Annotated in this window: 22 protein-coding genes; 2 read left to right on the top strand and 20 right to left on the bottom strand. The window is 40.3% G+C overall.

The features are described 5' to 3' along the window. The first annotated feature begins 343 nt into the window (after nt 1-343). Entirely contained in the window at nt 344-1,051 is a 708-nt protein-coding gene (locus EO121_RS05900; protein WP_206168547.1) for a suppressor of fused domain protein, read from the top strand. 196 nt (nt 1,052-1,247) lie between these two features. Then, nucleotides 1,248-2,447 carry an MFS transporter gene (locus EO121_RS05895; protein ID WP_127166738.1) on the top strand — a complete coding sequence of 400 codons (1,200 nt, stop codon included), beginning with the start codon at nt 1,248-1,250 and terminating at the stop codon, nt 2,445-2,447. A 189-nt stretch (nt 2,448-2,636) separates the two neighbouring features. On the opposite strand, the gene EO121_RS05890 is transcribed toward EO121_RS05895, so the two are convergent. The 20 genes from EO121_RS05890 to eis form a co-directional block, all read right to left on the bottom strand. Then, a complete protein-coding gene (locus EO121_RS05890) occupies nt 2,637-3,452 on the bottom strand; it encodes a sulfurtransferase (RefSeq protein ID WP_127166737.1) in 816 nt (271 codons plus the stop codon). A gap of 276 nt (nt 3,453-3,728) precedes the next feature. Next, a complete protein-coding gene (gene hemL / locus EO121_RS05885; RefSeq protein WP_127166735.1) occupies nt 3,729-5,024 on the bottom strand; it encodes a glutamate-1-semialdehyde 2,1-aminomutase in 1,296 nt (431 codons plus the stop codon). Between the two features lie 21 nt (nt 5,025-5,045). Continuing rightward, complete coding sequence (gene hemB / locus EO121_RS05880; protein WP_009353881.1) at nt 5,046-6,020, bottom strand: porphobilinogen synthase; 975 nt, start codon at nt 6,018-6,020, stop codon at nt 5,046-5,048. 13 nt (nt 6,021-6,033) lie between these two features. After that, nucleotides 6,034-7,569, bottom strand: a complete 1,536-nt coding sequence (gene cobA / locus EO121_RS05875; RefSeq protein ID WP_127166733.1) for a uroporphyrinogen-III C-methyltransferase — start codon at nt 7,567-7,569, stop codon at nt 6,034-6,036. Further along, nucleotides 7,566-8,504, bottom strand: a complete 939-nt coding sequence (gene hemC, locus EO121_RS05870; protein ID WP_127166731.1) for a hydroxymethylbilane synthase — start codon at nt 8,502-8,504, stop codon at nt 7,566-7,568. The genes cobA and hemC overlap by 4 nt, the downstream gene beginning before the upstream one ends. Then, nucleotides 8,501-9,787 (bottom strand): glutamyl-tRNA reductase, encoded by a 1,287-nt coding sequence (gene hemA / locus EO121_RS05865; RefSeq protein WP_127166729.1) that lies wholly within the window; start codon nt 9,785-9,787, stop codon nt 8,501-8,503. Before hemA ends, hemC begins: the two co-directional genes overlap by 4 nt. Beyond that, nucleotides 9,756-10,391, bottom strand: coding sequence for a bifunctional precorrin-2 dehydrogenase/sirohydrochlorin ferrochelatase (locus tag EO121_RS05860; RefSeq protein ID WP_127166727.1), 636 nt, complete (start codon nt 10,389-10,391; stop codon nt 9,756-9,758). The genes hemA and EO121_RS05860 overlap by 32 nt, the downstream gene beginning before the upstream one ends. Nucleotides 10,392-10,458: 67 nt before the next feature. Next, complete coding sequence (locus tag EO121_RS05855) at nt 10,459-10,938, bottom strand: DivIVA domain-containing protein (RefSeq protein WP_127166725.1); 480 nt, start codon at nt 10,936-10,938, stop codon at nt 10,459-10,461. Nucleotides 10,939-10,951: 13 nt separating this feature from the next. Beyond that, nucleotides 10,952-11,737: an RNA-binding protein gene (locus tag EO121_RS05850; RefSeq protein ID WP_127160704.1), complete on the bottom strand. Its 786-nt coding sequence runs from the start codon at nt 11,735-11,737 to the stop codon at nt 10,952-10,954. Beyond that, nucleotides 11,727-12,545 carry a pyrroline-5-carboxylate reductase gene (proC, locus tag EO121_RS05845; protein ID WP_127166723.1) on the bottom strand — a complete coding sequence of 273 codons (819 nt, stop codon included), beginning with the start codon at nt 12,543-12,545 and terminating at the stop codon, nt 11,727-11,729. The genes EO121_RS05850 and proC overlap by 11 nt, the downstream gene beginning before the upstream one ends. Before the next feature lie 16 nt (nt 12,546-12,561). After that, complete coding sequence (locus EO121_RS05840) at nt 12,562-13,065, bottom strand: cell division protein SepF (protein ID WP_127166721.1); 504 nt, start codon at nt 13,063-13,065, stop codon at nt 12,562-12,564. A gap of 14 nt (nt 13,066-13,079) precedes the next feature. Further along, complete coding sequence (locus EO121_RS05835) at nt 13,080-13,769, bottom strand: YggS family pyridoxal phosphate-dependent enzyme (RefSeq protein WP_127166719.1); 690 nt, start codon at nt 13,767-13,769, stop codon at nt 13,080-13,082. Nucleotides 13,770-14,088: 319 nt separating this feature from the next. Next, nucleotides 14,089-14,976 (bottom strand): peptidoglycan editing factor PgeF, encoded by an 888-nt coding sequence (gene pgeF / locus EO121_RS05830; protein ID WP_127166717.1) that lies wholly within the window; start codon nt 14,974-14,976, stop codon nt 14,089-14,091. A gap of 29 nt (nt 14,977-15,005) precedes the next feature. Further along, a complete protein-coding gene (locus EO121_RS05825; RefSeq protein ID WP_127166715.1) occupies nt 15,006-15,647 on the bottom strand; it encodes a hypothetical protein in 642 nt (213 codons plus the stop codon). A 112-nt stretch (nt 15,648-15,759) separates the two neighbouring features. Further along, nucleotides 15,760-16,383 (bottom strand): TonB-dependent receptor, encoded by a 624-nt coding sequence (locus EO121_RS05820; protein ID WP_127166713.1) that lies wholly within the window; start codon nt 16,381-16,383, stop codon nt 15,760-15,762. Nucleotides 16,384-16,426: 43 nt separating this feature from the next. Then, nucleotides 16,427-17,266 carry a nucleotidyl transferase AbiEii/AbiGii toxin family protein gene (locus EO121_RS05815; RefSeq protein WP_127166711.1) on the bottom strand — a complete coding sequence of 280 codons (840 nt, stop codon included), beginning with the start codon at nt 17,264-17,266 and terminating at the stop codon, nt 16,427-16,429. Then, nucleotides 17,263-17,829, bottom strand: a complete 567-nt coding sequence (locus EO121_RS05810) for a type IV toxin-antitoxin system AbiEi family antitoxin domain-containing protein (protein WP_255416490.1) — start codon at nt 17,827-17,829, stop codon at nt 17,263-17,265. Before EO121_RS05810 ends, EO121_RS05815 begins: the two co-directional genes overlap by 4 nt. Nucleotides 17,830-17,930: 101 nt before the next feature. Then, nucleotides 17,931-18,314, bottom strand: a complete 384-nt coding sequence (locus EO121_RS05805) for a (deoxy)nucleoside triphosphate pyrophosphohydrolase (protein ID WP_127166707.1) — start codon at nt 18,312-18,314, stop codon at nt 17,931-17,933. Nucleotides 18,315-18,325: 11 nt separating this feature from the next. After that, nucleotides 18,326-21,232: a DUF3427 domain-containing protein gene (locus tag EO121_RS05800; protein ID WP_127166706.1), complete on the bottom strand. Its 2,907-nt coding sequence runs from the start codon at nt 21,230-21,232 to the stop codon at nt 18,326-18,328. Nucleotides 21,233-21,412: 180 nt separating this feature from the next. After that, nucleotides 21,413-22,603: an enhanced intracellular survival protein Eis gene (gene eis, locus EO121_RS05795; protein WP_127166704.1), complete on the bottom strand. Its 1,191-nt coding sequence runs from the start codon at nt 22,601-22,603 to the stop codon at nt 21,413-21,415. Nucleotides 22,604-22,747 lie beyond the last annotated feature (144 nt).

Below are 22,747 nucleotides of genomic sequence, written 5' to 3'. Positions count from 1 at the left end.
TATACTCAAAAGTGATCTGCCATGCATTCACCCATGAGGCTTTCACCATCCCTCACTCGCTCGGAGCTACCTTGCATGACCGTCTTTATCAACGTATTAACATATATCGTTGTCAATTACAGGTACAATTATATACTATCTGCGGGGCCGTTGCAATAGGGACAAGCACATTCTTTACATGCAAGAAGTACAAGTACTAGACCGATAATCATAAAACTCTAGAGCAAACTATTACATGTTTATATATACCTATGAGTTAGTGTAAAATGTTTTTAAGAAGATAGGCATGGTTTGATATAATAGATATATCCACTATTTTGTAAGTGTAGAAAAAGGAGTTACAATGAAGGTAAGTAAAACAGTATTAGTATTAACAGCTATTATAGGGTTGACTCGGTTAGGAATATTTGCAATGGGTAGTGTCGCTTATACGCCGGAAGAAGTACCTCAATATGGAATGTTAGTTATAGAAGACGCGGTAGAACTTGTGTATCCCAATGAATCGATCTATACGAATTATGTTCCTATGATTCGTTGGGACCTAGGAGGACCAGATCCTCTAGATAGAGTTACCATTTATGACGGAGGGGACTATTTTAAATATGTCACCTATGGGTTAACTGAACTTTATGATAAAAAAAGTGAAGATAAAACAAAAAGTGGATTTGGTATGGAATTTACCCTTAAGTTAAAGAAAGATACCTATGAGGATGAAGAAAAGGAACTCAAAAATGTGGTTGGTATCTTACAGACTCTTGCGCGAAGCACCAAAGAAGATGGAGAAATTTTTAAACCTTATGAATACATTTATACAGGACAAACTGTTGGCATGGACATAGAGCATAAATCTAACATTGTTGGTTTTATTACAATTCCTGATACAGAATTAAGAGTTGTATCTAACTTTTATGGACGTGTAGATTTTATTGCATTTATTGGTGTAACGGAACAAGAATTACAAGCAGTTATGAAAAAAGAACTTACTGTAAAAGAGTTGTACGAAAAACTTGGCAGTGATGTGACAAGTTATAATAGAAAGTCTGTGATATAGTTACGCTAAATGGCATTAGTGTAGAACGCTTGCTACTAAATGGGGCTAGGACTCCTCTTTTAAAGCTAGTTAATTATTTTCCCAACAAAAAACCTGACACCATCATATCTATATTAAGGGTATAATAAATCTCACTGATATGCTACCATAGGTACATGGATGATTACAGTTTTACACCACGCACATAGGAGTCAGTATGGAACTTTGGAAACGCACGTTATACGTTTGTTTATTCGGGGCCTTCATGGCATCGGTGGGACTCAGTCAAGCAGCTCCGCTTATCCCCTTATATTTACAGGACCTGGGCGTCCATGATCAAGGATCTCTTGCCAATTGGTCTGGTATCGCCATGGGTGTCACTTATCTTATGGTGGCTCTCGTCTCACCTTTTTGGGGAAAGCTAGCTGATAGAAAAGGAAGAAAATTAATTTTACTACGAGCTAGTTTTGGAATGATGGTCACCAATGCACTTCTTGGTTTCGCACAAAGCCCTGAACATGTTGTGATGATCCGCATTTTAAATGGTATGGTATCTGGATTTTTTTCTGGGTCCATTACGTTAGTAGCTACCCAAACTCCAGAGTCCAGAACTGGTTGGGCCTTAGGTCTATTATCCGCTGCCAACTTGGGAGGCTCCTTACTAGGGCCTATGATTGGTGGTTATATGGGAAGTACTTTTGGTATTCGGTATGCTTTTTTTGTCGTATCCGCTTTACTAGGCATAGCCTTTTTATCTTCCTTATTATTCATAAAAGAAGACTTTACTCCTAAAATAAAAGGCCCTTCACCTTCTCTCAAAGACTTACAACAATCTATCGCCGATTGGAAGGGACTTATCTTTGTATCTGTAGCTTCTTTTATCTTTGCCTTTACTACTATGGCCTCAGCTCCTATCCTTTCAGTATTCGTGCAACACATTGTAGGACGTGGCCATGAACATATCGCATTATTAGCTGGTTTAGCTTTCACTTCTACAGGGATTGCTCAAATGTTAGCTAGCTCTGTACTCGGTCGTTATATCGACAAACTAGGGCCTCAATTCATTCTCTGGACAAGTTTTATTTATGTAGGATGCCTAACAATCCCACAAGCCTTTACTGACTCGATTATCGTCTTATGCATTATTCGTTTTTTACTAGGCTTTGGATTAGGCGGACTATTGCCAGGAATCAACACCTATATTGCTAGTATTACACCAAAACATTTAGCTGGACAAATTTTCGCTTACAACCAGTCCACTCTATTCTTTGGCTACTTTATGGGCGCTGTAGGTGGTTCTGCCATCGTATCGCAATGGGGCTTTAGTACCATGTTTATCGTAACAGGTATGATTATTGCATTAACAGGTGTCTTCTTGAAAGTAACATTAGGGCGCACTTCAACAGCCAGTCATTAGCCCATTCTTATGAACTACAAGATAATTTCCCATCCTATATACTATGCATTACATATGCTTTGTGATGATGTATATATGACAAAATACATAGAATGTAAAAACAGAGGTCTTCTCATCAAGGCCTCTGTTTTTTATCGTATTATATTGAAAATATTTTGAATCACTATCTACTATACTGACAATGTAAACCTATAATGTATTAACTCCTATTTCCAACGGGAACCCTTCATAGGTCACCCAATCGCTAGAGCTACCTAAGTACATGGCTGGTTCTATACCCACTTCTGCTAAAGCAATCATTAAGTTTGCTGCTGTCACACCAGAACCACAATAGGCAACGATAGGTTTCTCCACCTTAGCTAAGTCACCGTAGGCTTGTTCTAATTCTGCAATGGGCCGTACACCATCAGGAGTAAATCCCCATTCGTAGAAATGGTTGATCGCCCCTGGAATATGTCCTGTCATACCATCCATGGTATCCACTACCGATCCATCATACCGTTGTGGTGCTCGTGCATCGATGATAACATGACTACCAGATTCACTGGCTTGTAAGACTTCATCACGATGCATGAGTAAGTGGTCTTGCAAAGTATACTTCAATGGCTTTGGATCTGCCACTGTTGGTGTCTCCTCTTGAGTCAATGGATACCCTTCACGATACCAACGTTCAATGCCACCGGCTAGGACTTTCACATTGGTAAAACCCATGTATAGTAGCAAGAACCGTAACCGACCGGCAAAGGAAATCCACGCATCGTACACCACGATGTGAGAATCAATGGTCACACCGCATTCACTCAAACGATTTGCTAAGGCAGCCATATCTGGCAAGGGATGACGACCACCGTGTACGCCTAAAGGACCACTCATGTGTGCATCCATATCGATGGCAAAGGATCCCGGAATGTGGGCCGCTGCATAGGCATCAAAGCCACGAGCATCAAGGACCACCACTCTATCTAATTGTTCTTGTAATTCTTTCGGCGAAAGTAACACGCTCATTGTTACACCTCCAATATATAACATATGACACGTCTATCTCATCTAATATATCTGAAATATTCGTATCTAATAACTCTGTATCACATGAGATTTCTATCCTGATAATAGGAGCTCCGTCCATGTAAAACCTAAAGAATGCCATACACTCTCTATAATCTAGTGTAACATAGATTAGTTTCGATGTGTATGGCATTTCTATTCATACATATATGCTATGACATACTATTAGTTTTTATCGGTTTCCCATACGCTTCATAAAAAAGGTCAATACTCGTATTACCCTTTCATTGCCTGAAACGCTTCTTTTGCAATTTGTAATGTGTATGCCAAATCTTGATCGCTATGGCACGTAGATAAAAAGTTGCTTTCATATTGGCTGGCTGCATAATAGATGCCACGTTCCAAGTTGTAGTGGAAGAATGTTTTAAACGCTTCCATATCGCAAGCGCTGGCGTCATCGAAGTTATGCACTGCTTTATCCGTAAAGAACAGGGTAAACATAGAGCCCACACGTTGCACCACCACTGGTACTCCTACTTCTTTCGCCGCCGCTTCTAAGCCTTGGCAAAGTAGTTCCGTAGATTCTTCTACTTGACGGAAGGCAGTTGGATTTTTTTGCAACATTGTCAACGTCGCAAGACCTGCCGCCATAGCTACTGGATTACCACTTAAGGTGCCTGCTTGGTACACAGGACCGGATGGAGCGATGGCAGACATGATTTCTTTCTTACCACCGAATACCGCCATTGGCAAACCGCCACCTACGATTTTACCTAAGCATGTCAAATCTGGAATGACATTGTAATATTTTTGTGCCCCTCCAGAACTGGATCGAAAGCCACACATCACTTCGTCAAAGATGAGGACTGCACCGTGCTCTGTCGTTACTTCACGTAAAGTCTCCAAGAATCCTTCCACAGGAGGTACACAGCCCATATTACCTGCTACTGGTTCCACGATGATGGCTGCGATACTTTCACCATGAGCCTCGAACAATTGGCGAACCGCATCAGAATCATTGTACGGCAATGTAATCGTATCCCCTGCCACACCAGTTGGCACGCCTGGACTATCTGGAACGCCAAAGGTAGCTAAGCCAGAACCAGCTTTCACCAACAAGCTATCACTATGACCATGGTAACAGCCGATAAATTTCACAATTTTGTCACGACCTGTATAGCCACGAGCCAAACGCAAGGCACTCATAGTAGATTCTGTACCAGAGTTCACCATGCGTACCATTTCCATAGATGGATAGAAAGCTTGAATTTTTTTCGCCACTTCTGTTTCAAGCAGTGTTGGTGCTCCATAACTAGTACCACGAGGGATGGCTTCCAAAATAGATGCTACAATTTCAGGGTTCGCATGACCTAGAATCATAGGACCCCAAGACAATACGTAATCGATGTACTCATTGCCATCAATATCGTAAATGCGAGATCCGCTAGCAGAACTGATAAAAGGAGGATTGCCCCCTACACTGCGGTAAGAGCGAACGGGACTGTTCACACCACCCGGCATATATGTACGAGCCTCTGTAAAGGCTTGTTTTGATTTTTCTAAACTAAACATAATGGCTCCTATATTTCCACACTATTTTTCCTGTAGCCAACGTGCCACATCCAAGGCATGATAGGTAATAATCATCTTCGCCCCTGCTCGTTTCATGGATAGCAATGTTTCCAAGGTAATGCGTTTTTCATCTACCAGTCCCGCTGCCGCAGCTGTTTTAATCATGGCATACTCACCGCTGACATTGTAAACGGCTAAAGGACAATCGAAGTTATCCCGTACTTCGCGTACAATATCCAAATAGGATAGAGCTGGTTTAATCATAATGATGTCCGCCCCTTCGATAATATCTTGTTCCACTTCACGCAACGCTTCTAAACGATTGGCCTCATCCATTTGGTATCCTTTACGGTCCCCAAATCCCGGTGCAGAATGGACCGCATCACGGAATGGTCCATAATAGGCGGATGCATACTTCGCCGCATAACTCATGATCGATACATGGCTAAATCCCGCTGCATCTAAGGCTTCACGGATGGCAGCAATACGTCCATCCATCATGTCCGATGGCGCCACCATATGAGCGCCCGCTTTCGCATGGCTCACTGCTACATTACACAACAATGGCAAGGTAGCATCGTTGATGACTTCATGATGTTCCACATGACCGCAATGGCCTGTAGATGTGTATTGGCAAAGGCATACGTCGGAAATAACGATCAACTCTGGCACTTCTTTACGGATAGCCATAATCGCCTGTTGCACCGGTTGTTCCATATCCCACGCAGAAGAACCATCTTCATCTTTGTAAGTAGGAATGCCGAAAATTTCGACGCCCTTAATACCTAAGTCATAGGCTTCTTTCGCCAATTTTACAGCTTCGTCCACGGACACATGGTATTGCCCTGGCAAGGAAGAAATTTCTTCTTTCACCGCTGTTCCGGGAACAATAAATATAGGATAAATTAAGTCTTCTACTTGTAATGTTGTTTCACGAACCAACGCACGCATAGCTGGGCTGATGCGCAATCGTCTTGGTCGATTTCGTAATTCCATATTGTGCCTCTTTCTATTTGCAATCGTTCAAGATTAGATCCACCATCGCAGGGATTGTAAAAGTTTCACCAATTAAATCTGGTTGAATCCCTTCTTCCACACAGGTAGCACCTGTAATCGGTCCAATGCAAACAACCTTCGTGTTTCCTAATAAACTCACTGCATCGGAGCCAAGCATATCTTTTGTATTCGTTACCGTAGAAGAACTTGTAAACGTAATGTAATCTACTTCCCCTGCTTGCAAGGCTTCTTCTAAATATTCTTTGTGGGACGTGTCTTGTACTGTTTCATACAAACGCAATACCGTCACATCGCATCCTGCTTGTGAAAGTCCTTTATAAATCACGTCACGCGCCACTTTTGGTTGTACCAACACAAACCGCAAGTCACCTAACGCTTGCTCAGGCCATACACGATCTTGTTCAGCAGTGATCATTTCCACCACAGATTCCGCTTGGTAATTCGGTGGCACGATATCTGCACGAATACCTCGATCTAATAAGGATTTCGCCGTAGCACTACCGATGGCGCATACTTTCATAGAACCTAAGGCACGGCTATCGAGTCCACGATCTAGTAAGCCATCAAAGAAGAATCGCACCCCTTCGGCAGATGTAAAAATTAATCCATCGTAGGAAGATAAGCTATCATAAGCCGCATCCATCTCCTCTGTACGAGGTAATGCCTGTGTTTTGATAGCGGATGCCTCAATGACATGGGCACCCAATTCTAATAAGCGTTCTGATAAGGCGCTAGCTTTGCTACGAGCTCGTGTGACCACGATAGTTTTACCAAATAATGGTTTATTATCAAACCAACGTAATTGCTCCCGCAAAGATACTACTTCCCCAACGATAACAATAGCTGGTGCTTTCAATTGCGCTTTTTCTACATCTTCTACGACATGTTCCAAGGTAGAGACCAACGTTTCTTGGATTGGTTTTGTGCCCCAACGGATGACCGCCACTGGCGTTTCCTTCGGACGACCGTATTTGATTAAGTTAGTGGCAATGTTCGGTAAATTAGAAATACCCATCACAAAGGAAATCGTGTCCACAGATTTAGCTAAGCCTTCCCAATTCATACCAGACTCTGGTTTTGTTGGATCTTCATGACCTGTAACGATAGCAAAGGACGTCGCCATGGCACGTTGGGTAACAGGAATCCCAGCATAGGCTGGCGCAGAAATCCCAGATGTAATACCAGGTACAAATTCAAATGGCACACCCGCTTCTACCAAAGCCAACGCTTCTTCACCACCACGGCCGAACACTAGAGGGTCGCCTCCTTTTAAACGAGCTACTACTTTGCCCTCTAACCCGCATTTTACGAGAAGTTCGTTGATTTCCCATTGATGCATCGTATGATTGTTGCTTTTTTTACCTGCATAAATGATCTCTGCTCCTTCTTTCGCATAGGACAAGAAATGAGCATCTGCTAAATAGTCATAGACAATAACGTCTGCTTTTTCAATACATTCCTTACCTTTTAGAGTGATTAATTTATGATCACCCGGTCCGGCACCAATTAAATATACAATGCCTGTCATTTCAATACTCCTCTTTCTACTAAATCGTCAATGATGGCCTTTCCCCCTTCTTCATAGAGAGCTTTCGCCAAGTTACGACCTAACATATCTGCTTTTTCTTTTGGTCCTGACAATTCACCTTCAAAACAATTTTTTCCATCTAAAGAAGCAATGATAGCTTTCAACGTTAATTGTCCTTTATAAATTGTCCCATGCACGCCCATCGGTACTTGGCAACCGCCCTCTAATTGGCGAAGAAAACTGCGTTCTCCACGTGTGGCCCACATAGTATTTTCATCGTGCAATACAGATAACATGTCTAGCATTTCTACATCATCCTTGCGACATTCAATGCCCAATGCCCCTTGCCCTACAGCAGGGATGATTTCATCGCTGGTGAAAGTCTGTGTAATAACAGATTCTAAACCCAATCGTTTTAATCCTGCCTCTGCCAATACAATGGCATCAAAGTTTTCTGTTTCTAATTTATTCAAACGTGTTTGCACATTCCCACGAAGTACAGAAATCTGCAAATCAGGTCGTTGATTCAACAATTGTGCTTGACGGCGTAAACTACTGGTTCCTACCTTAGCACCTTGTGGCAGTTGATCCAGTGTTTTATATTTCGGAGATACCAAAGCATCACATGGTGTTTCACGCTCTGTAATCGCACCTAGTACCAGATCTTCTGGCAATTCTGTAGGCATATCTTTCAAGCTGTGTACAGCCAAATCGATGCTACCATCACGCATAGATGCTTCTAGCTCTTCTGTAAATAAACCTTTGCCACCGATTTCAGCCAATGGTTTTTCTAAAATACGATCACCTTTCGTACTGTGATGGACTAACTCCACCTTGCACTGTGGATAATGTTTGCGCAATGTATCTGCCACATAATTGGCTTGCCATAAAGCAAGGGCACTACTACGGGTGCCTATACGAATTGTGTCTCTCATAGTGTGTCGTCCTCCACTTCCAAAGCAAACATATCTTGGAATAACTTCCAATAATCTCGTTCTTCCTCTTTACCCGCGATTTCACCAAAATGAATCATTGGATCTCGCAATAATTTACGTACCAACATACGGGACATATTGCTAATAATCTTACGTTCTAGCTCTGTGGCATTAGGTAATTTTGCCATCGCGCGATGCACTTCACGTTTACGAATGGCTTCTGCTTTTTCACTAAGCAAGACCATAATAGGACGAACCGATAGATACTGTAATTTTTCTTCAATTTCTTGTAAGGCTTCTTCTAAGATAGGCTCTGCTTTTCGAGCTTCTTCTTCTCGTTGATGTTTATTCGCTTCTACTACACTTTCCAAGGCATCAATGTTAAACAAATACACTCCTGGAATTTCTGTTACATCTGGATTGATGTCACGAGGTACGGCAATATCGATCATAACAATCGACTTACCATCTCGACCATCCATGATTTCTTCCGCTTCTTCCCGCTCAATCACATAATGCGGTGCACCGGTAGATGTAATAATAATATCTGCTGTTTTGGCTTCTTCTACGAAATGATCAAAAACCACAGCCTTACCATTAAATTGGGTTGCCAATTCTTCCGCTGTTTTGAACGTCCGGTTGGACACGAAAATACTCTTTACCCCTTTAGCTTGTAAATGACGAGCTGTGAGCTCACTCATTTGACCAGCTCCCAAAATGAGAACCTTTGCCTCACTGATAGGAATCTCTAAACTATCTTCCGCTAAATTGACTGCTGTATAACTAACAGATACTGGCGTATTCGCAATCCCCGTCATTGTACGCACACGTTTCCCTACAGCAATGGCCTTTTGGAAAATAATATTAAATACAGACGCTGTTAATCCCTTGCTATAAGAAGAAATATAAGCCATTTTTAATTGGCTCAAAATTTGACCTTCTCCTAACACAAGAGAATCTAAACTAGATGCTACTCTAAATAAATGAGAAATACATGCCTTCCCTTCATGGAGGAAGAACCATTTCTCATCTACGTCTACTGTTTCTTCACCTTTCAGATGCAGTAATAAACGTATCATATATTCTTTTACATTCTCCATATCATTTAGGACGACATAGAGTTCTGTGCGGTTACACGTCGATAAAAGGACGCATTCCTCTACTTCTTCATGAGCATAGATGTGATCCATAGCATGATCGAGAGCTTCTTTGGAAAAAGAAAATTTCTCTCGTACATCTACAGGTGCACTTCTATGATTCAGACCTAATACGACTAATTGCATGTACAATATTCTCCTTCACTGAGTCTCCTTGACCCTCTACTATTTGTATAAACTCCGATTCTCCTAAATTTGTACGCCAGAACTGCTCTCGTTCTTTTGGCGTATCTAATATATGCTGTAATTCTTGTCTCCATAGACGAATCTGAGGTAGCCACTCGGCTAATATGCCATATCTGGTTTCTATATCCTGTCTAAGCAAGCGACTCACTCGTGGGCTCACTTGATTGGTAAATATAGAAATCTCTAAATCACCAATCTCCGTAGCACTGCCGAATACCCAAGTAGAATCATCTTTCACATCAGCCCGATTAATGAAAGCCTGTACTTCTTGAGCATCTTCCATGACTTGCGCATTCACAGCAGGAATATCAGTAGCAATAATGACAAACTGTTGACCTACCATATATTCTGAGCTATAAGGCTTTCCAATCCATTGTAATACACCTTCTTTATGGTATGTTACAATGTCAGGCAATACATCAGGACTGACTACTATAATAGATGCCTCTTCGCCTATTAACTTTTCAATTCTACGCAGAGCTACTTGCCCTCCGCCGACCACAAGACAAGGCCTGTCTTTTAGTGAAAGTCCAACTGTTATCATTCTACTACTATCCTTATATGTCTCTACAATGGCAAAAACGGCTTGAATAATCAAGCCGAAATTCACCTTATGCTTCTGTTTCAGTCTCTACAGGTGTGATGTCCTGTAAAGCAATACCATCTAATAATTGTAGTTGCGCTGTTAAAATTGATTCTACTTTTGCACGGAACACGGCCATTTCATTCGCAATGGTAGCATATTTAGCTTCTGCTTCTCGCAGCGCACGATTCGCATCTTCTAAGATTAATTTACGTTGCTGCTCTGCATTTTGTAGAATTATATCAGCCTCTTTACGAGCTGCCTCTTTTACGTTTTCACCAGTTTCTTGAGCCAGTACCAATGTATTACGCATAGTTTCTTCTGTTGATTCATATTGATTCAACCGTTTTTCCATTTGCTCTACTTTATCAGTCATTTCACGGTTTTCACGATACAAGATTTCATAGGCTTGTACCACTTCATTCAAGAACTCGTTTACTTCATCGCAGTCAAAGCCACGAATACTTTTTCCAAACTCTTTATTATGAATATCCATTGGTGTTAACATAGGATCAGCCTCCTTACATAAATCGTTTTAGATGTACTCCAATACGTCCTTTCTTAGACGTTCCAGTAATACTTTCTATTTGCATACGACCTCTGCCACGAAGAGAGATAACATCCCCTTCTTTCACTTCTTGCGCTGGCCCTTTTGCAGGTTGCCAATTCACTTGTACCAATCCTGCTTTAATCGCTTCTACTACTTTTGTACGAGATGTACTAAAACCAGAAGAGGCGATAGAATCCAACCGCATAGATGCCACAGTCGTTCGTACTTCTTTTATTTTTTCTTCTTTCGGTTGTAATTCACTCAATTCCATTCGTGATACTGTCACTGTTACCATAGCAATTTTTGTGAAGTTTTGAATTACAAAATCTGCTATCGTTGCATCAACAATCACCTGTGCACCACCACTAGTGACGATAATATCTCCAAAATGAGTGCGATCAATACCAAGCCCCATCAACGAGCCTAATACATCACGGTGCGTCAACAGTCGGAATCGTGGATCCCAAGATACTTTCAGCACCGCAATTTGTAAATCTACAGAGCCTTGAAAATGCGGGTCCACAAAGGCTACTCGAAGGCGCTCTGCCCCTTCATAGCCGCCGCTGGAGATGATATCAATACCACCGAAATTCGCTTTCACTGCATCCGCAATGACAAGACCTGCCGGAGACATAAAATCTGTTACACGGTATGGTCTGCCTGCTTGTACTTGCTCAGCTAGGTCAATCATACGTCTAGCTTCTTCGCCATTACCAGATGCTTCAAAATATCGAATTAACTTTTCTTTATCTTTCACGTTGTTTTCCTATTTCATTTGACCGCTCATAACAAGCTAGGACACCTTCCATAATAGAGGACCGCAATCCTTCTTTTTCCATGGCAGCAATCCCTGCTATAGTAGTTCCCCCTGGAGAGGTCACTTGGTCCCGCAGTACACTAGGATGAGAGCCTGTTTCTAAGGCAATTAATCCCGAGCCATACATGGTCTGTACCGCCGCTTGCAACGCCAATGACCTAGTGAGTCCAATCCGAACTCCTGCATTTGCCATCGCATCTAAAATGGTATACATATAGCCTGGGCCCGCTCCCGCTATGGCGCCAATACGATCTAAATCAGCTTCTGAACATACAACAGCTTCGCCTAACGCTTCAAAAATACGCAAGGCTTGCTCCCGTTCACCTGGAGTTACCTCATCACTACTTGCAATGGCTGTAAAACCGGCTTTCACTAAGATTGGTGTATTCGGCATAGCTCGCAACCAATGCGCATGAGGCGCAAAGGACTGCAATGTGTCCAATGTAATGCCTGCTGCAATAGAAATACATAGCGTTCTCGGCTCAATGAGTGGCCCCACCTCTTGCATAAGAGATGGCAATACTTGAGGTTTTACGCCAAATACAATGGTTCTGTACTCATCAAAAGCAGGTATGGCATCACAATCCGTAAAGGCTGTCACACCAAATGTGCGCTCTAATTCCGCCGCTTGTTCACTGCGACGCACCAATACATCTACTTCCTCAGGACCCCAAACACCTTGTTCCAAAGCCCCTTGTAAAATAGCACCACCCATCGATCCTACGCCAATTAGTAGTATTTTTTGCATGGCTACCTCCTAATACTTAGGCTTGTGGCTCTTTCCAAGCTAATTTATCAGATATTTCTGTATATTCTTTATCTGTATAATCTACTGTTACATTTACTGGCACGCAGATGAAAATATCTTTGCCAATTTTTTCTAATTTACCATCTAAAGCAAATGTAGCACCACTAACAAAGTCCACAATACGTGCCGCTTCATGAGGGTCTGTGTTTTCAAAATTAATCACTACTGGACGCATATCGCGTAATTGATTTGCAATGTTTTCAGAGTCTTCGAATGCTTTTGGCTCTACGATGACTACTTTCATACCACTAGAACGTTGTGCCACTGTGTTATATCCTCCTGTTTTTGGATGGGCTGCTGATGCTACAGGTCCATTACCACCTGCCACTGGTGCTGTTACCACTGGCTGTTGAAATTCTTCTTCATATGTATCATCTGAATACTCTTCATATTCATATCCATCATCTTGATTACCGCCAAAAAAGTTTTTTACAGAATTCCAGCTGTCTTTCAGTGCCATCGTCATTTCCTCCATTACTTATCATAGTGGCGTTCTCCAAATATTGCGGTTCCTACACGAACAATATTTGCACCCTCTTCAATTGCTACTTCAAAATCATGGGTCATCCCCATGGATATATATTCAATCTGCCCTTCATCAAAATGAAGTTTCATGTCTTCAAATAAAGCATGGGCCACTCGAAAAATTGGGCGTGCCTCTTCTGGATCATCAAAAAATGGTGCCATACACATAAGCCCTTTTACCCGTACATTGGGTAATGTTTTAGCATATTCCCGTATGGTAGGAAACTCTTCCACATCCATACCAGACTTGCTTTCTTCTCGTGCCACATTAACTTGTAGTAATACTTCTTGTATCAAACCTTTTCTAGAGGCAATGCGCTGAATTTCATCCAACAACTTAACACTGTGAACTGAATGAATTAGCCTGAACTTCCCCACCACATTGCGCACTTTGTTGTTTTGTAATTGTCCAATCAAATGCCATTGTAGTTCTGGTCCCTGGTAGAGTTCCATTTTTTCTTTCGCTTCTTGTACACGATTCTCGCCCACGGTTCTTACACCTAGATGAGCCACCTCTTGCACCGCCTCTACAGGATGATTCTTCGTCACCGCTACTAGCGTAACAGAATCTGTTCTTCCCACTCGTGCCTTCGCCGCTTCAATGCGTTCCTGCACTTCATGTAATGCTGTTGCTATCATATATGTCAGTCCTCTTTCGTCGTTACATTCCACTCTGAAAGGTCTTCATAAAAAAAATAATACTTTATCTTTTTTATTATAAACGAAAGAATAAGAAAAGTACATAGAAAAAGCATGATTTCAAGCCTAGTTCTCTGTATTTTCTTATTCTTAGTTATCTAAATTATATATTTGTCAAGTATTTCATGTCTGGATGAAAGTATATACCCCCGATTGTGCACCGTCATCGCATGTGATATCCTCCAGTGCCCTACAAGGTCTTAGGGCATCCTGTGAAAGTGCCTCTCCTTAAGAGAAACAAGTCTAAGACATCTGTGTCCTAGGCTTGGTCTCGCAAGACAGCGAACATCGCCATGCGCCCGGTGCACCCTTGATCTCGCCGATACGAGTAACATCCATCAGTGGTCATCGTGTCTGTGGATGATATCGCCACTTGCTTCAGTGGTACACCCTTGTGCACCACACAAGCAACGATGTATCCTTTCAAATCCACATGGGGTGTCGGTTGCTCTGCTCGTTGGATATAACGCACCACCTGATCCACCTGTGAAAGCCCCAAGGCACGCATGTCTCGTCGAAATTGTTCAGCGATCTCTTCGCTTACCTCAAAGGAGTCCGCTCCAATGGATGGGCCGATGAAGAGATAACAATCGGATGGCGACGTTTCATATGCCTCGTGCATACTATCTATCGTTCGTTCTACAATGTGAGCGATGGCACCACGCCAACCTGCATGAACAACCGCCACTGCATGATGTGCCGTATCATAGATGAGAACAGGCACACAGTCCGCCACAAGCAACAAGAGAGGAACCTCCACCAAGTTCGTGTGGATCGCATCGCTGTCCGGGATGCTATCGTCCCAACTGAAAGCACCTCGACCCACAAGCTCTGGTGTGACCCTCGTCACGCCTACCCCATGCACTTGCTCACCACAAGTCAACCGACTAGAATCCACACCAAGCACCTGTGCTAAGCGCCGACGATTCTCTGCCACCGCATCTGGCGTATCCCCGACATGTAATCCCATGTTGAAACTGTTAAAGCTACCTTCGCTGACACCACCATAGCGGTACGTCACACCGTGAGTGAGGGGGAAGTCTTCTAGGAGAGGGGCGTATTCGTAGGTAATGGATGTCGAGTTGTTTTGATGGAGAGAGGATTGGCGAAGAGAGGAGGAAGTTTGGAATAGTTGCGTTTTGTTCATGTTGTGCCTCCTTTGGGTTAGTAGAATTGTTAGAATACTCTAATCTTAGTCACTTTTTCACCATCATTAATGAATTTAATGCCATACATATAATCTGATCGCCAAATAAATACACCGTAAAACCAAGTATTGTCATCAAAAATACGTACTGGTCTACCATATGCCTCATATACCTTTTCTAAGGAGTCACCCACTGCAATTCCTCGATAGGTAGCAGCATCACGATTAGTGACTTCAATGACTCCAGCTCTTTCTATGTCCCCGTAAATACTGCTATACGTTATACCGCCATATCGCATAAAGGCCCGTTGCTCTCCATCTCGTCTGTACTCGTGATGAACTTCTTCTGTAGGATTGCCTAAAATTTGGCGAATTTCCTCATAGGTAGCATTAGGGTATATCCCTGCAATACTGCGTTCTTGTCCCCCTAACTGATATCCAATTTTTTGAGCTGATGGGTAACTATTCGGATATTCCGACCGTTGTGGTAACCGAATTGTACTAGAAGAAGTACTAGTTGTTCCAGTAGAGCTACTTTGTTTCCCCGCTTCATTCCAAGATTTTTCAACCTTTTTCCACGTTTTAGACAACCAGCTAGCTTCTACATGGGCTGGCGTAAAGATGGTGGCACTGAATAGTGCTATTAAAATAGATGTGGTAATTTTTTTCATATTCTCTCTCCAATCCTCTTTCAATACTTATATAAATAACTACGCTGAACAAATCTATACAGACTCAGCTACAATTCGTATTAATTTTAATGCATTCATTATATCTAATTCGTTATCCAATGAAAATTTCTGTAACCTTTTTACCATCATTTTTAAATTTGATACCAAAAAGATTATCTCCACCCCATACAAACATACCATAAAACCATGAATTATCCTCAAAAATATATATAGGCTTACCATAGGCTTTATAGACCTGCTCTAATGAATCACCTACAGCTATTCCTCGATACGTAGTAGCATCACGATTGGTAATTATTATATATCTAACAGAATCCCTATCTGTTATATTTCCTTTGATAGCGCCATTATAAAATGTAACTCCACCATACCTCAAATGGGTTCCTTCATATGTAGGAGTACCTAAGCTTCTCTTAATATCCCCCATAGTTGCTCCAAATGGAACGCCCAGTACAACAAACTCAATATCATTTAATCCCATATCTTTTTTATAGCCATAATTATAGCTACTAGGATAGTCAGATCGCTGTGGTAATCGAACTGTACCCTCAGAAGGACTACTTGTTTCTGTAGATGTGTTTTGTGTACCCGCTTCATTCCAAGACTTTTCAACCTTTTTCCACGTTTTAGATAACCAGCTAGCTTCTACATGGGCTGGTGTAAAAATTGTGGCGCTGAATAGCGCTAGCAAAATCGATGTCGTTATTTTTTTCATGTTCTCTCCTATACTCTATGATCTTAATATGTGCTTATATGATTTATATATTTAATTGTTTTAAAATATTCTTAATCTCTGCGCATATTTCCTCAAACCTAATATCTTCTGCATAACTAAAGTTCTTAGAATAATTCCTCCATCGTTGCTGCATAATATCACTAAATTCAATTATTTCAATAACTTGGTCGAACTCTTTTATCCTATCATATGTACCTCGTTTTTTTGCAGTTTCTCTTAATGCCATTTGCAAAGTAGATATTTCTATATTTTGACTCTCTAACTTAATTAATATAAAAATGTCATAATAATCTCTAAGTCTGGTATTTTGGTCTCCTCGCGCAACAACCGTTTCTAACTTTTCTGCAAGAATCGTTGATAAATTATATGCCAATATATTAATACTTCTTTCGTCTAACATAAGCTTATATGTATATTCAATTTCTTTTGGTGTAATCTTGTCACCAGTAGTAATATCCAATTTTAGAGGCACTGACATTTTTTCATAATTGCCAACTAATGATACTCTATATCCAATATATTCATCTTTTTCTCTAATTTCTTGCACTATACCTCTGTTAAAAGATATTCCATCGTCCAACGATATCCTTATAATATTATCAATCATTTCTATAATTGTTTCTTTATTTAATGGATACCCTTTTATTGTTGCATCCATATCCATAGTAGATCTCATATTCACTCCAATCATAGATGCAATGAGAAATCCGCCTTTGAGGATATAGTTATTTTTGTACTTACTACATGAAATTCGCTCTAAAAAACGTTCTAACATATAGTTTTGTAAAAGTATCTGTGCTGATATATTCTTATCCTTTGCAATCTTTTTTATAACACTTTTAAGCTGCATAGCATTTTTCATAATAACACCTCTAAATAAGAACGAACTTTATCCTCTACTTTCAACAGCTTTGCAAACTCGGAAAGTAAAGGAATATTTTTTTCAGTTCTTTTAGTATATCGTTTAAATGCTTCTATAATAACTTGAATATCTGTATGATACCTTGGTTGCAAAATGTCACATAAAGTCCTCTCTACAGAGTATCCCCTTACCGTGTTGCCGCTGGGCGTTACTAATGCACTTATGCCAATATCATATAATGATGATCGTATACCCCTGCATAAAATTCCATCAGCCTTTGGATTTGTTAAGTTATAGCCATAAGGGAATGTCATATTAAACCGTATTGGCGTCCTATCAGTTAAATCAGTTAAATATAACACAGTATCCAAAGAATAGATTCCACGTTTATACCGGTTTTGTAAGACAACAAATTCATCTTCCCATACTTCAGGTAATGTATATACCCCTCTTGAAGCACGCTCTAAATTTCCTTGTTGTACTAAATATTGTAAGCTACTCCGTGATATACCTTCTTTTACAACCATATCTGTCGTAACTAACCCATTATTATATTCTGCTATTTCTAAAATTCTCTTTGAATTATCGATAGATATCCCCCCTCATATCATTTTATGTACTTTCTTGCTTTAAATTATAATGTAATGCAGCATCAAAGTAAAGACTACATAAAACTTTTCACGCATTCCACGATAGGTAAATCTGCTTCTAACCAATCTACATCATATAAGGTTTCTAAGTTTAACCAACGAGCTGCACTATGTTCTTGTAAATGAAATTCTCCTAATAACTCACATTGATAGGCATGCATAATGAGATGAAAATTAGGATAGTCATACTCTACGGTTGTTAAAAAATCCCCTACTGTAATCTGCACATCTAATTCTTCTTGTATCTCACGAGATAAAGCTGCTTTATGATCTTCTCCAAACTCAATTTTACCTCCTGGAAATTCCCAACGTCCTTGTAAATCTCCATAACCTCTTTGTGTAGTTAATACTTGGTTATCTTTCAAAATAACTGCCGCTACTACTTCTATCGTCTTCATCCATAGCTCCTTTAATGGTTCACAAAATAGTCGTACAAATCTTCACGTATCGGAGTTTCCAAATCATACATAATACGAACTGCCTTTTTCGTTGTACCTGGCATAGTAAATACTTCTGTTTCTCCTGTTGCATGTATATGTCCTAAATAATAAAACTCTTTTGCCCCATCTTCATCGTTCTTATTTTTTCGGATAAACAAATGCATAGTAATGCCTTCTTCTTTTGCATGTAACGCTTTTTGTACCAAATTATTACTAAGGTCAACACCACTTTTAGAAATAGCAATTAATTGCTGTGGAGATAATAATTTATCTTCATATCTGATAGTATCTGCAATATCTTCACCCTTATCATAATTGATAAATACCGGATATGTTTTGGTAGCCTCATCATATTTATAACCACCAATATTTAATGGTACGATACTAGTTTCCCACTCCATTAACTGGCATACGTCTTCATAAGTATATTTTTGATATAGTGTAAAAGAGGCCTCCTCATATCGCTGACTATAATATTTTTTATTTCTTTGAAAGCCCACTTTCACATAGTCCTCGACCATATCACGGAACCCTTCATTTTCTAAAGCTTCACGGAATACCGCTGATATCTGCAATCCATCTACCACTTCATCGCACAACACGGCATCCTTAAATCCAGCTTTGGAGGATCCTGTCTTAAACTGACCTGTAAATAAATTGATGATATTTCTTTCCGTATGAGTTGTACAAGGAATACCTAATCCTAGTAACTGTGTTCTCATATACGTCAGTGGATTAACTTCACCTTTCAACAAACCTTCCAATACATATAGTTCATGTACTCGTTTGCCAAGTACCATATACTGGCCCATATACTCTAGTATTTTCGCTTCTACCGACGAAAACCTATGCGTGTAGTCTTTTTCATAGTCTACCAAAAACTTATAATATGTTTTTGCATTACTATTAAAGATTAATGAAATATCGATACTTCCATAGTTTTCAAAATCTATCAATTTGGGAATACGACCTAATTTATATTTTAAGTTTTTATAGGCTTGTCGAATATGTTTAATCTGTGTGAATTTAGCTGTATCAATAGATTTAAAAATACGTTCTTGGGCAATGGCATCAAAATGGATCGTAGATGCACCCGGAATTACTCGTGTACCTTCTTGCACATAATACCGTAAACTATCCTTGTTATGACTTACATCTCCGGACAGAGCTACAGGAATCATAAAGTTATTATTAAAGTTTCCAATGAAATCAAGAACAACTACATAGTCCTTACTATTGTGACGTCGCAATCCCCGACCTAATTGTTGTACAAATACGATAGGACTCTCTGTACCACGGACCATAACCACTTGATTCACTTCTGGAATATCGATACCTTCGTTAAAAATATCTACGGTCATAATATAGTCTAATGCATCATTGGCATCCGGTCCTGATAATCGTTGAATAGCCTCTTCCCGAATTTCTTGCGAATCTGCACCACTTAAACTAATAGTTCTCATCCCTAGTTGATTAAAAGCCTTGGATAGTTCTTGTGCTTCTTCAATACTATGACAGAATACTAACCCTTTTACTCGCTCTCCAGAATATCCATAAAAATTACATTGCTCTAGAATTAATCTAGCTCTTATTTGGTAATCCCATTCATTGGCAAAAATGCTCTGTGCTTCATCACCCTCATAGGTTGTGATGCCATCAGATAATTGTCCGATACCAAAATAGTGAAATGGACATAGTAAATCTGCCTCTAATGCATGTTGTAATCGTATTTCATGAATAATATTGTAATCAAATAGCTTATAAATATCGAAATCATCTGTACGCTCTGGACTAGCAGTCATAGCAAACCAAAACTTAGGTTTGAAGTATTCCATAATACGATGGTAACTTTCAGATCCTGCTCTATGTGCCTCATCAATGACGATAATATCAAAATCTGTAGGGGCAAATCTCTCATAACAATCTGGCTTCGACATCATTTGCATAGTGGCAAATAAATACGTCTCAGAAAACCCCTTTGCTGTACCTGATAACACACCATACGTCACGGAGTCACCAATCACCCGTTGATAGGATTCCATCGCTTGTCGAGCCACCTGTTCACGATGCACTAAAAATAATACACGCTTCGGTGTAACACTACTGACCGCAAAGGCTGATGCATAGGTTTTACCTGTACCAGTTGCAGAAATTAATAATCCCTTGTTAGCCCCTGTCTCATATAGTTCTGCAAACTTTTCAATCACATAGGACTGCATACTATTCGGCTGTAATACTTTTGGGGATTGATTATATTCAGTTACACTCGCATCTGCCACTGCTGGTAATTGTTTCTTAGTAGAATCGTTATACTGTTTATATAACATTCTATATATATCAATATAGTCTACATAGGTCTTTGTTTCATCTGCTGCCCACAAGCTTTCAAACTCTTCTAAGACAGACGTCACAAAAGATTCTTGCTTATGAGAACTATAATGTACATTCCACTCTTTATTTCTTGTCAATGCGTGGAGGGTCATATTCGAACTACCCATAATGATAGTGAACTCATCTTGTAAATGAAATCCATACCCCTTCGTATGAAAGCCTACATCAGATCCTTGTGCATCAAATATGCGAAGCTCAATATTACTAAACTGACTTAACTTATCTAGTATTTTAGGATCATTAAACATCAAAAAATTTGTTGTCAAAATACGACCTGGAATATGTTTTTCTTCCAACTCTTTTAACGTCATCAATAACGGACTTAGTCCACCAGCTGTAATGAAGGCTACGCTGATAAAAAAAGATTCACACCGTTTTAACTCGCTCTCTATAGCAGAAATAACCTTCCGACCTTCTTCTGCATTATTCGATACAAACTCTGGCCCACTATGTTGTAATGATTTAGTAAAATTTATCGCACTCATCTCTATCTCCTATATACATGTATATAAGATCACTCTACCAGCTCTTCTGTATAAGATCAATAGAAAAATAAAAAGAACACTACACATCTTATGGCGAACTTAGGTATTCTCACAGTTTGTCAAGAAATGCATAGTGCTCTTTTTTATTTTCTGGTGATGGTATCAACTTAACAAAGCATCTTACCACCATTCATTAATATATGTATTTTGTCTTGGATACGCCCGATTTAACACTTCTAATATATCATCTGGTCCTTCTAGTGTTTCTTCAAAGGCAAGTTCCGTCGCGCTCATGCGTCCCATAAGAAGTAAGCTCAAGGCCCCTACGGAGAACACCAATTTTGCATTGATATCCACATGTTCTTTGTGTTTCACCACTTGCGCTTTCCCCTCTTTATAGGACACTACATAGGTGCCGTGGTTCCACTCACATAATGGGTCTTTCACTCCGAATTGGATCGCTCCTTCTAAGGCTACGGGTACGGGAATACTTTCCATAGCTAGTTTCACATCTACGACACGACTCATCATAAATGGCATCGTGCTGTGCCCTGTTTTTCCATTCGTGTGAAAGATGTAACCTTGGTCAATCATGCCTTCGTTCCAACGTACGCTGTCACCTTGGGATCGATGGTTGTACAAGAAGTTCAACAATGCTTTTTGCGCACGGCGAGTGGTGTACACAAACTCACTCACTGCAATTTCAGGCTCTCCTAAGCGATAGAAACAATAGCCTTCTAATTGTCCAGAATCATTTTTTACATATCCTACTTGCACACCTTCTGCAAAAATGGATTCCAACAAACGAACCCATTCTTTTTCTTTTCGTACTGCATAGCCAGACAATGGTTTTGTGTAGGTTTCATAAACGCCTGCTAAACGTTTCCATTCACGTGGGGAACGCAACATGCCAAAAGATAAGGTTTTGTCTAATTTCTTTAACAGAGGGGCTAACTCATCCAATTTCATGGTTTGTACCCATTGATGGGCATACAAATCCCAGCCATAGTTTTGATAAAATCCTGCAGAAGATGGCATTAAAATGGTTAAGCCCTGGCCACGTTCTTTCAATTCCCCTAAGGCTGCTTTCAGTAATTTTTTACCGACCCCACTGCGTCGTACAATCGGGTCTGTGGCAACCCCCACCATGTAAGACATAGGTAGGTCCACACCGCGAACGCGAATGGTATTTTGTCGTAAATGAACGGTGCTCACCAAATAACTACGGTCGATGCCCACCATCGTATTGTCTGGTTCATAGGCCGTATCAAAATAGTATTTAAAAAATGGATGATCTTCTGGCTCAAAACAATAAGCCCACAAACGTTTGACTTCTTTTGTGTCTGACTCTTTGGCAATTCTAAATTTCAAAATAATCCCTCTTCCATCGCTATGGTACATAGAAAACAGTTCGTATACTTTATTCTATTATTATATAAAAAAATAAGGGCCTACTGCTAGACCCTTTATACACTTCTTTTGTGAAAGTTTACTGACATAGAAAAAGAGCCAGCG

Origin of the sequence: Veillonella sp. CHU732 (assembly GCF_003992085.1) — a bacterium.
In the GTDB taxonomy this organism is placed as follows: Bacteria; Bacillota; Negativicutes; order Veillonellales; family Veillonellaceae; genus F0422.
Note: the sequence above shows the minus strand (reverse complement) of the source record. Positions and strands in the feature narration are given on the sequence as shown.

Excerpts from the sequence above, each read along its gene's own strand:
- cobA (WP_127166733.1), bottom strand. The coding sequence starts at position 7,569 with ATGACAGGCATTGTATATTTAATTGGTGCCGGACCGGGTGATCATAAA.
- EO121_RS05855 (WP_127166725.1), bottom strand. The coding sequence starts at position 10,938 with ATGTTAACACCAATGGATATTCATAATAAAGAGTTTGGAAAAAGTATT.
- EO121_RS05825 (WP_127166715.1), bottom strand. The coding sequence starts at position 15,647 with ATGAAAAAAATTACCACATCTATTTTAATAGCACTATTCAGTGCCACC.
- EO121_RS05820 (WP_127166713.1), bottom strand. The coding sequence starts at position 16,383 with ATGAAAAAAATAACGACATCGATTTTGCTAGCGCTATTCAGCGCCACA.
- hemL (WP_127166735.1), bottom strand. The coding sequence starts at position 5,024 with ATGTTTAGTTTAGAAAAATCAAAACAAGCCTTTACAGAGGCTCGTACA.
- hemB (WP_009353881.1), bottom strand. The coding sequence starts at position 6,020 with ATGGAATTACGAAATCGACCAAGACGATTGCGCATCAGCCCAGCTATG.
- EO121_RS05890 (WP_127166737.1), bottom strand. The coding sequence starts at position 3,452 with ATGAGCGTGTTACTTTCGCCGAAAGAATTACAAGAACAATTAGATAGA.
- pgeF (WP_127166717.1), bottom strand. The coding sequence starts at position 14,976 with ATGAACAAAACGCAACTATTCCAAACTTCCTCCTCTCTTCGCCAATCC.
- hemC (WP_127166731.1), bottom strand. The coding sequence starts at position 8,504 with ATGAGAGACACAATTCGTATAGGCACCCGTAGTAGTGCCCTTGCTTTA.
- EO121_RS05835 (WP_127166719.1), bottom strand. The coding sequence starts at position 13,769 with ATGATAGCAACAGCATTACATGAAGTGCAGGAACGCATTGAAGCGGCG.
- EO121_RS05895 (WP_127166738.1), top strand. The coding sequence starts at position 1,248 with ATGGAACTTTGGAAACGCACGTTATACGTTTGTTTATTCGGGGCCTTC.
- EO121_RS05800 (WP_127166706.1), bottom strand. The coding sequence starts at position 21,232 with ATGAGTGCGATAAATTTTACTAAATCATTACAACATAGTGGGCCAGAG.
- EO121_RS05815 (WP_127166711.1), bottom strand. The coding sequence starts at position 17,266 with ATGAAAAATGCTATGCAGCTTAAAAGTGTTATAAAAAAGATTGCAAAG.
- hemA (WP_127166729.1), bottom strand. The coding sequence starts at position 9,787 with ATGCAATTAGTCGTATTAGGTCTGAATCATAGAAGTGCACCTGTAGAT.
- EO121_RS05900 (WP_206168547.1), top strand. The coding sequence starts at position 344 with ATGAAGGTAAGTAAAACAGTATTAGTATTAACAGCTATTATAGGGTTG.
- EO121_RS05860 (WP_127166727.1), bottom strand. The coding sequence starts at position 10,391 with ATGATAACAGTTGGACTTTCACTAAAAGACAGGCCTTGTCTTGTGGTC.
- proC (WP_127166723.1), bottom strand. The coding sequence starts at position 12,545 with ATGCAAAAAATACTACTAATTGGCGTAGGATCGATGGGTGGTGCTATT.
- EO121_RS05840 (WP_127166721.1), bottom strand. The coding sequence starts at position 13,065 with ATGGCACTGAAAGACAGCTGGAATTCTGTAAAAAACTTTTTTGGCGGT.
- EO121_RS05805 (WP_127166707.1), bottom strand. The coding sequence starts at position 18,314 with ATGAAGACGATAGAAGTAGTAGCGGCAGTTATTTTGAAAGATAACCAA.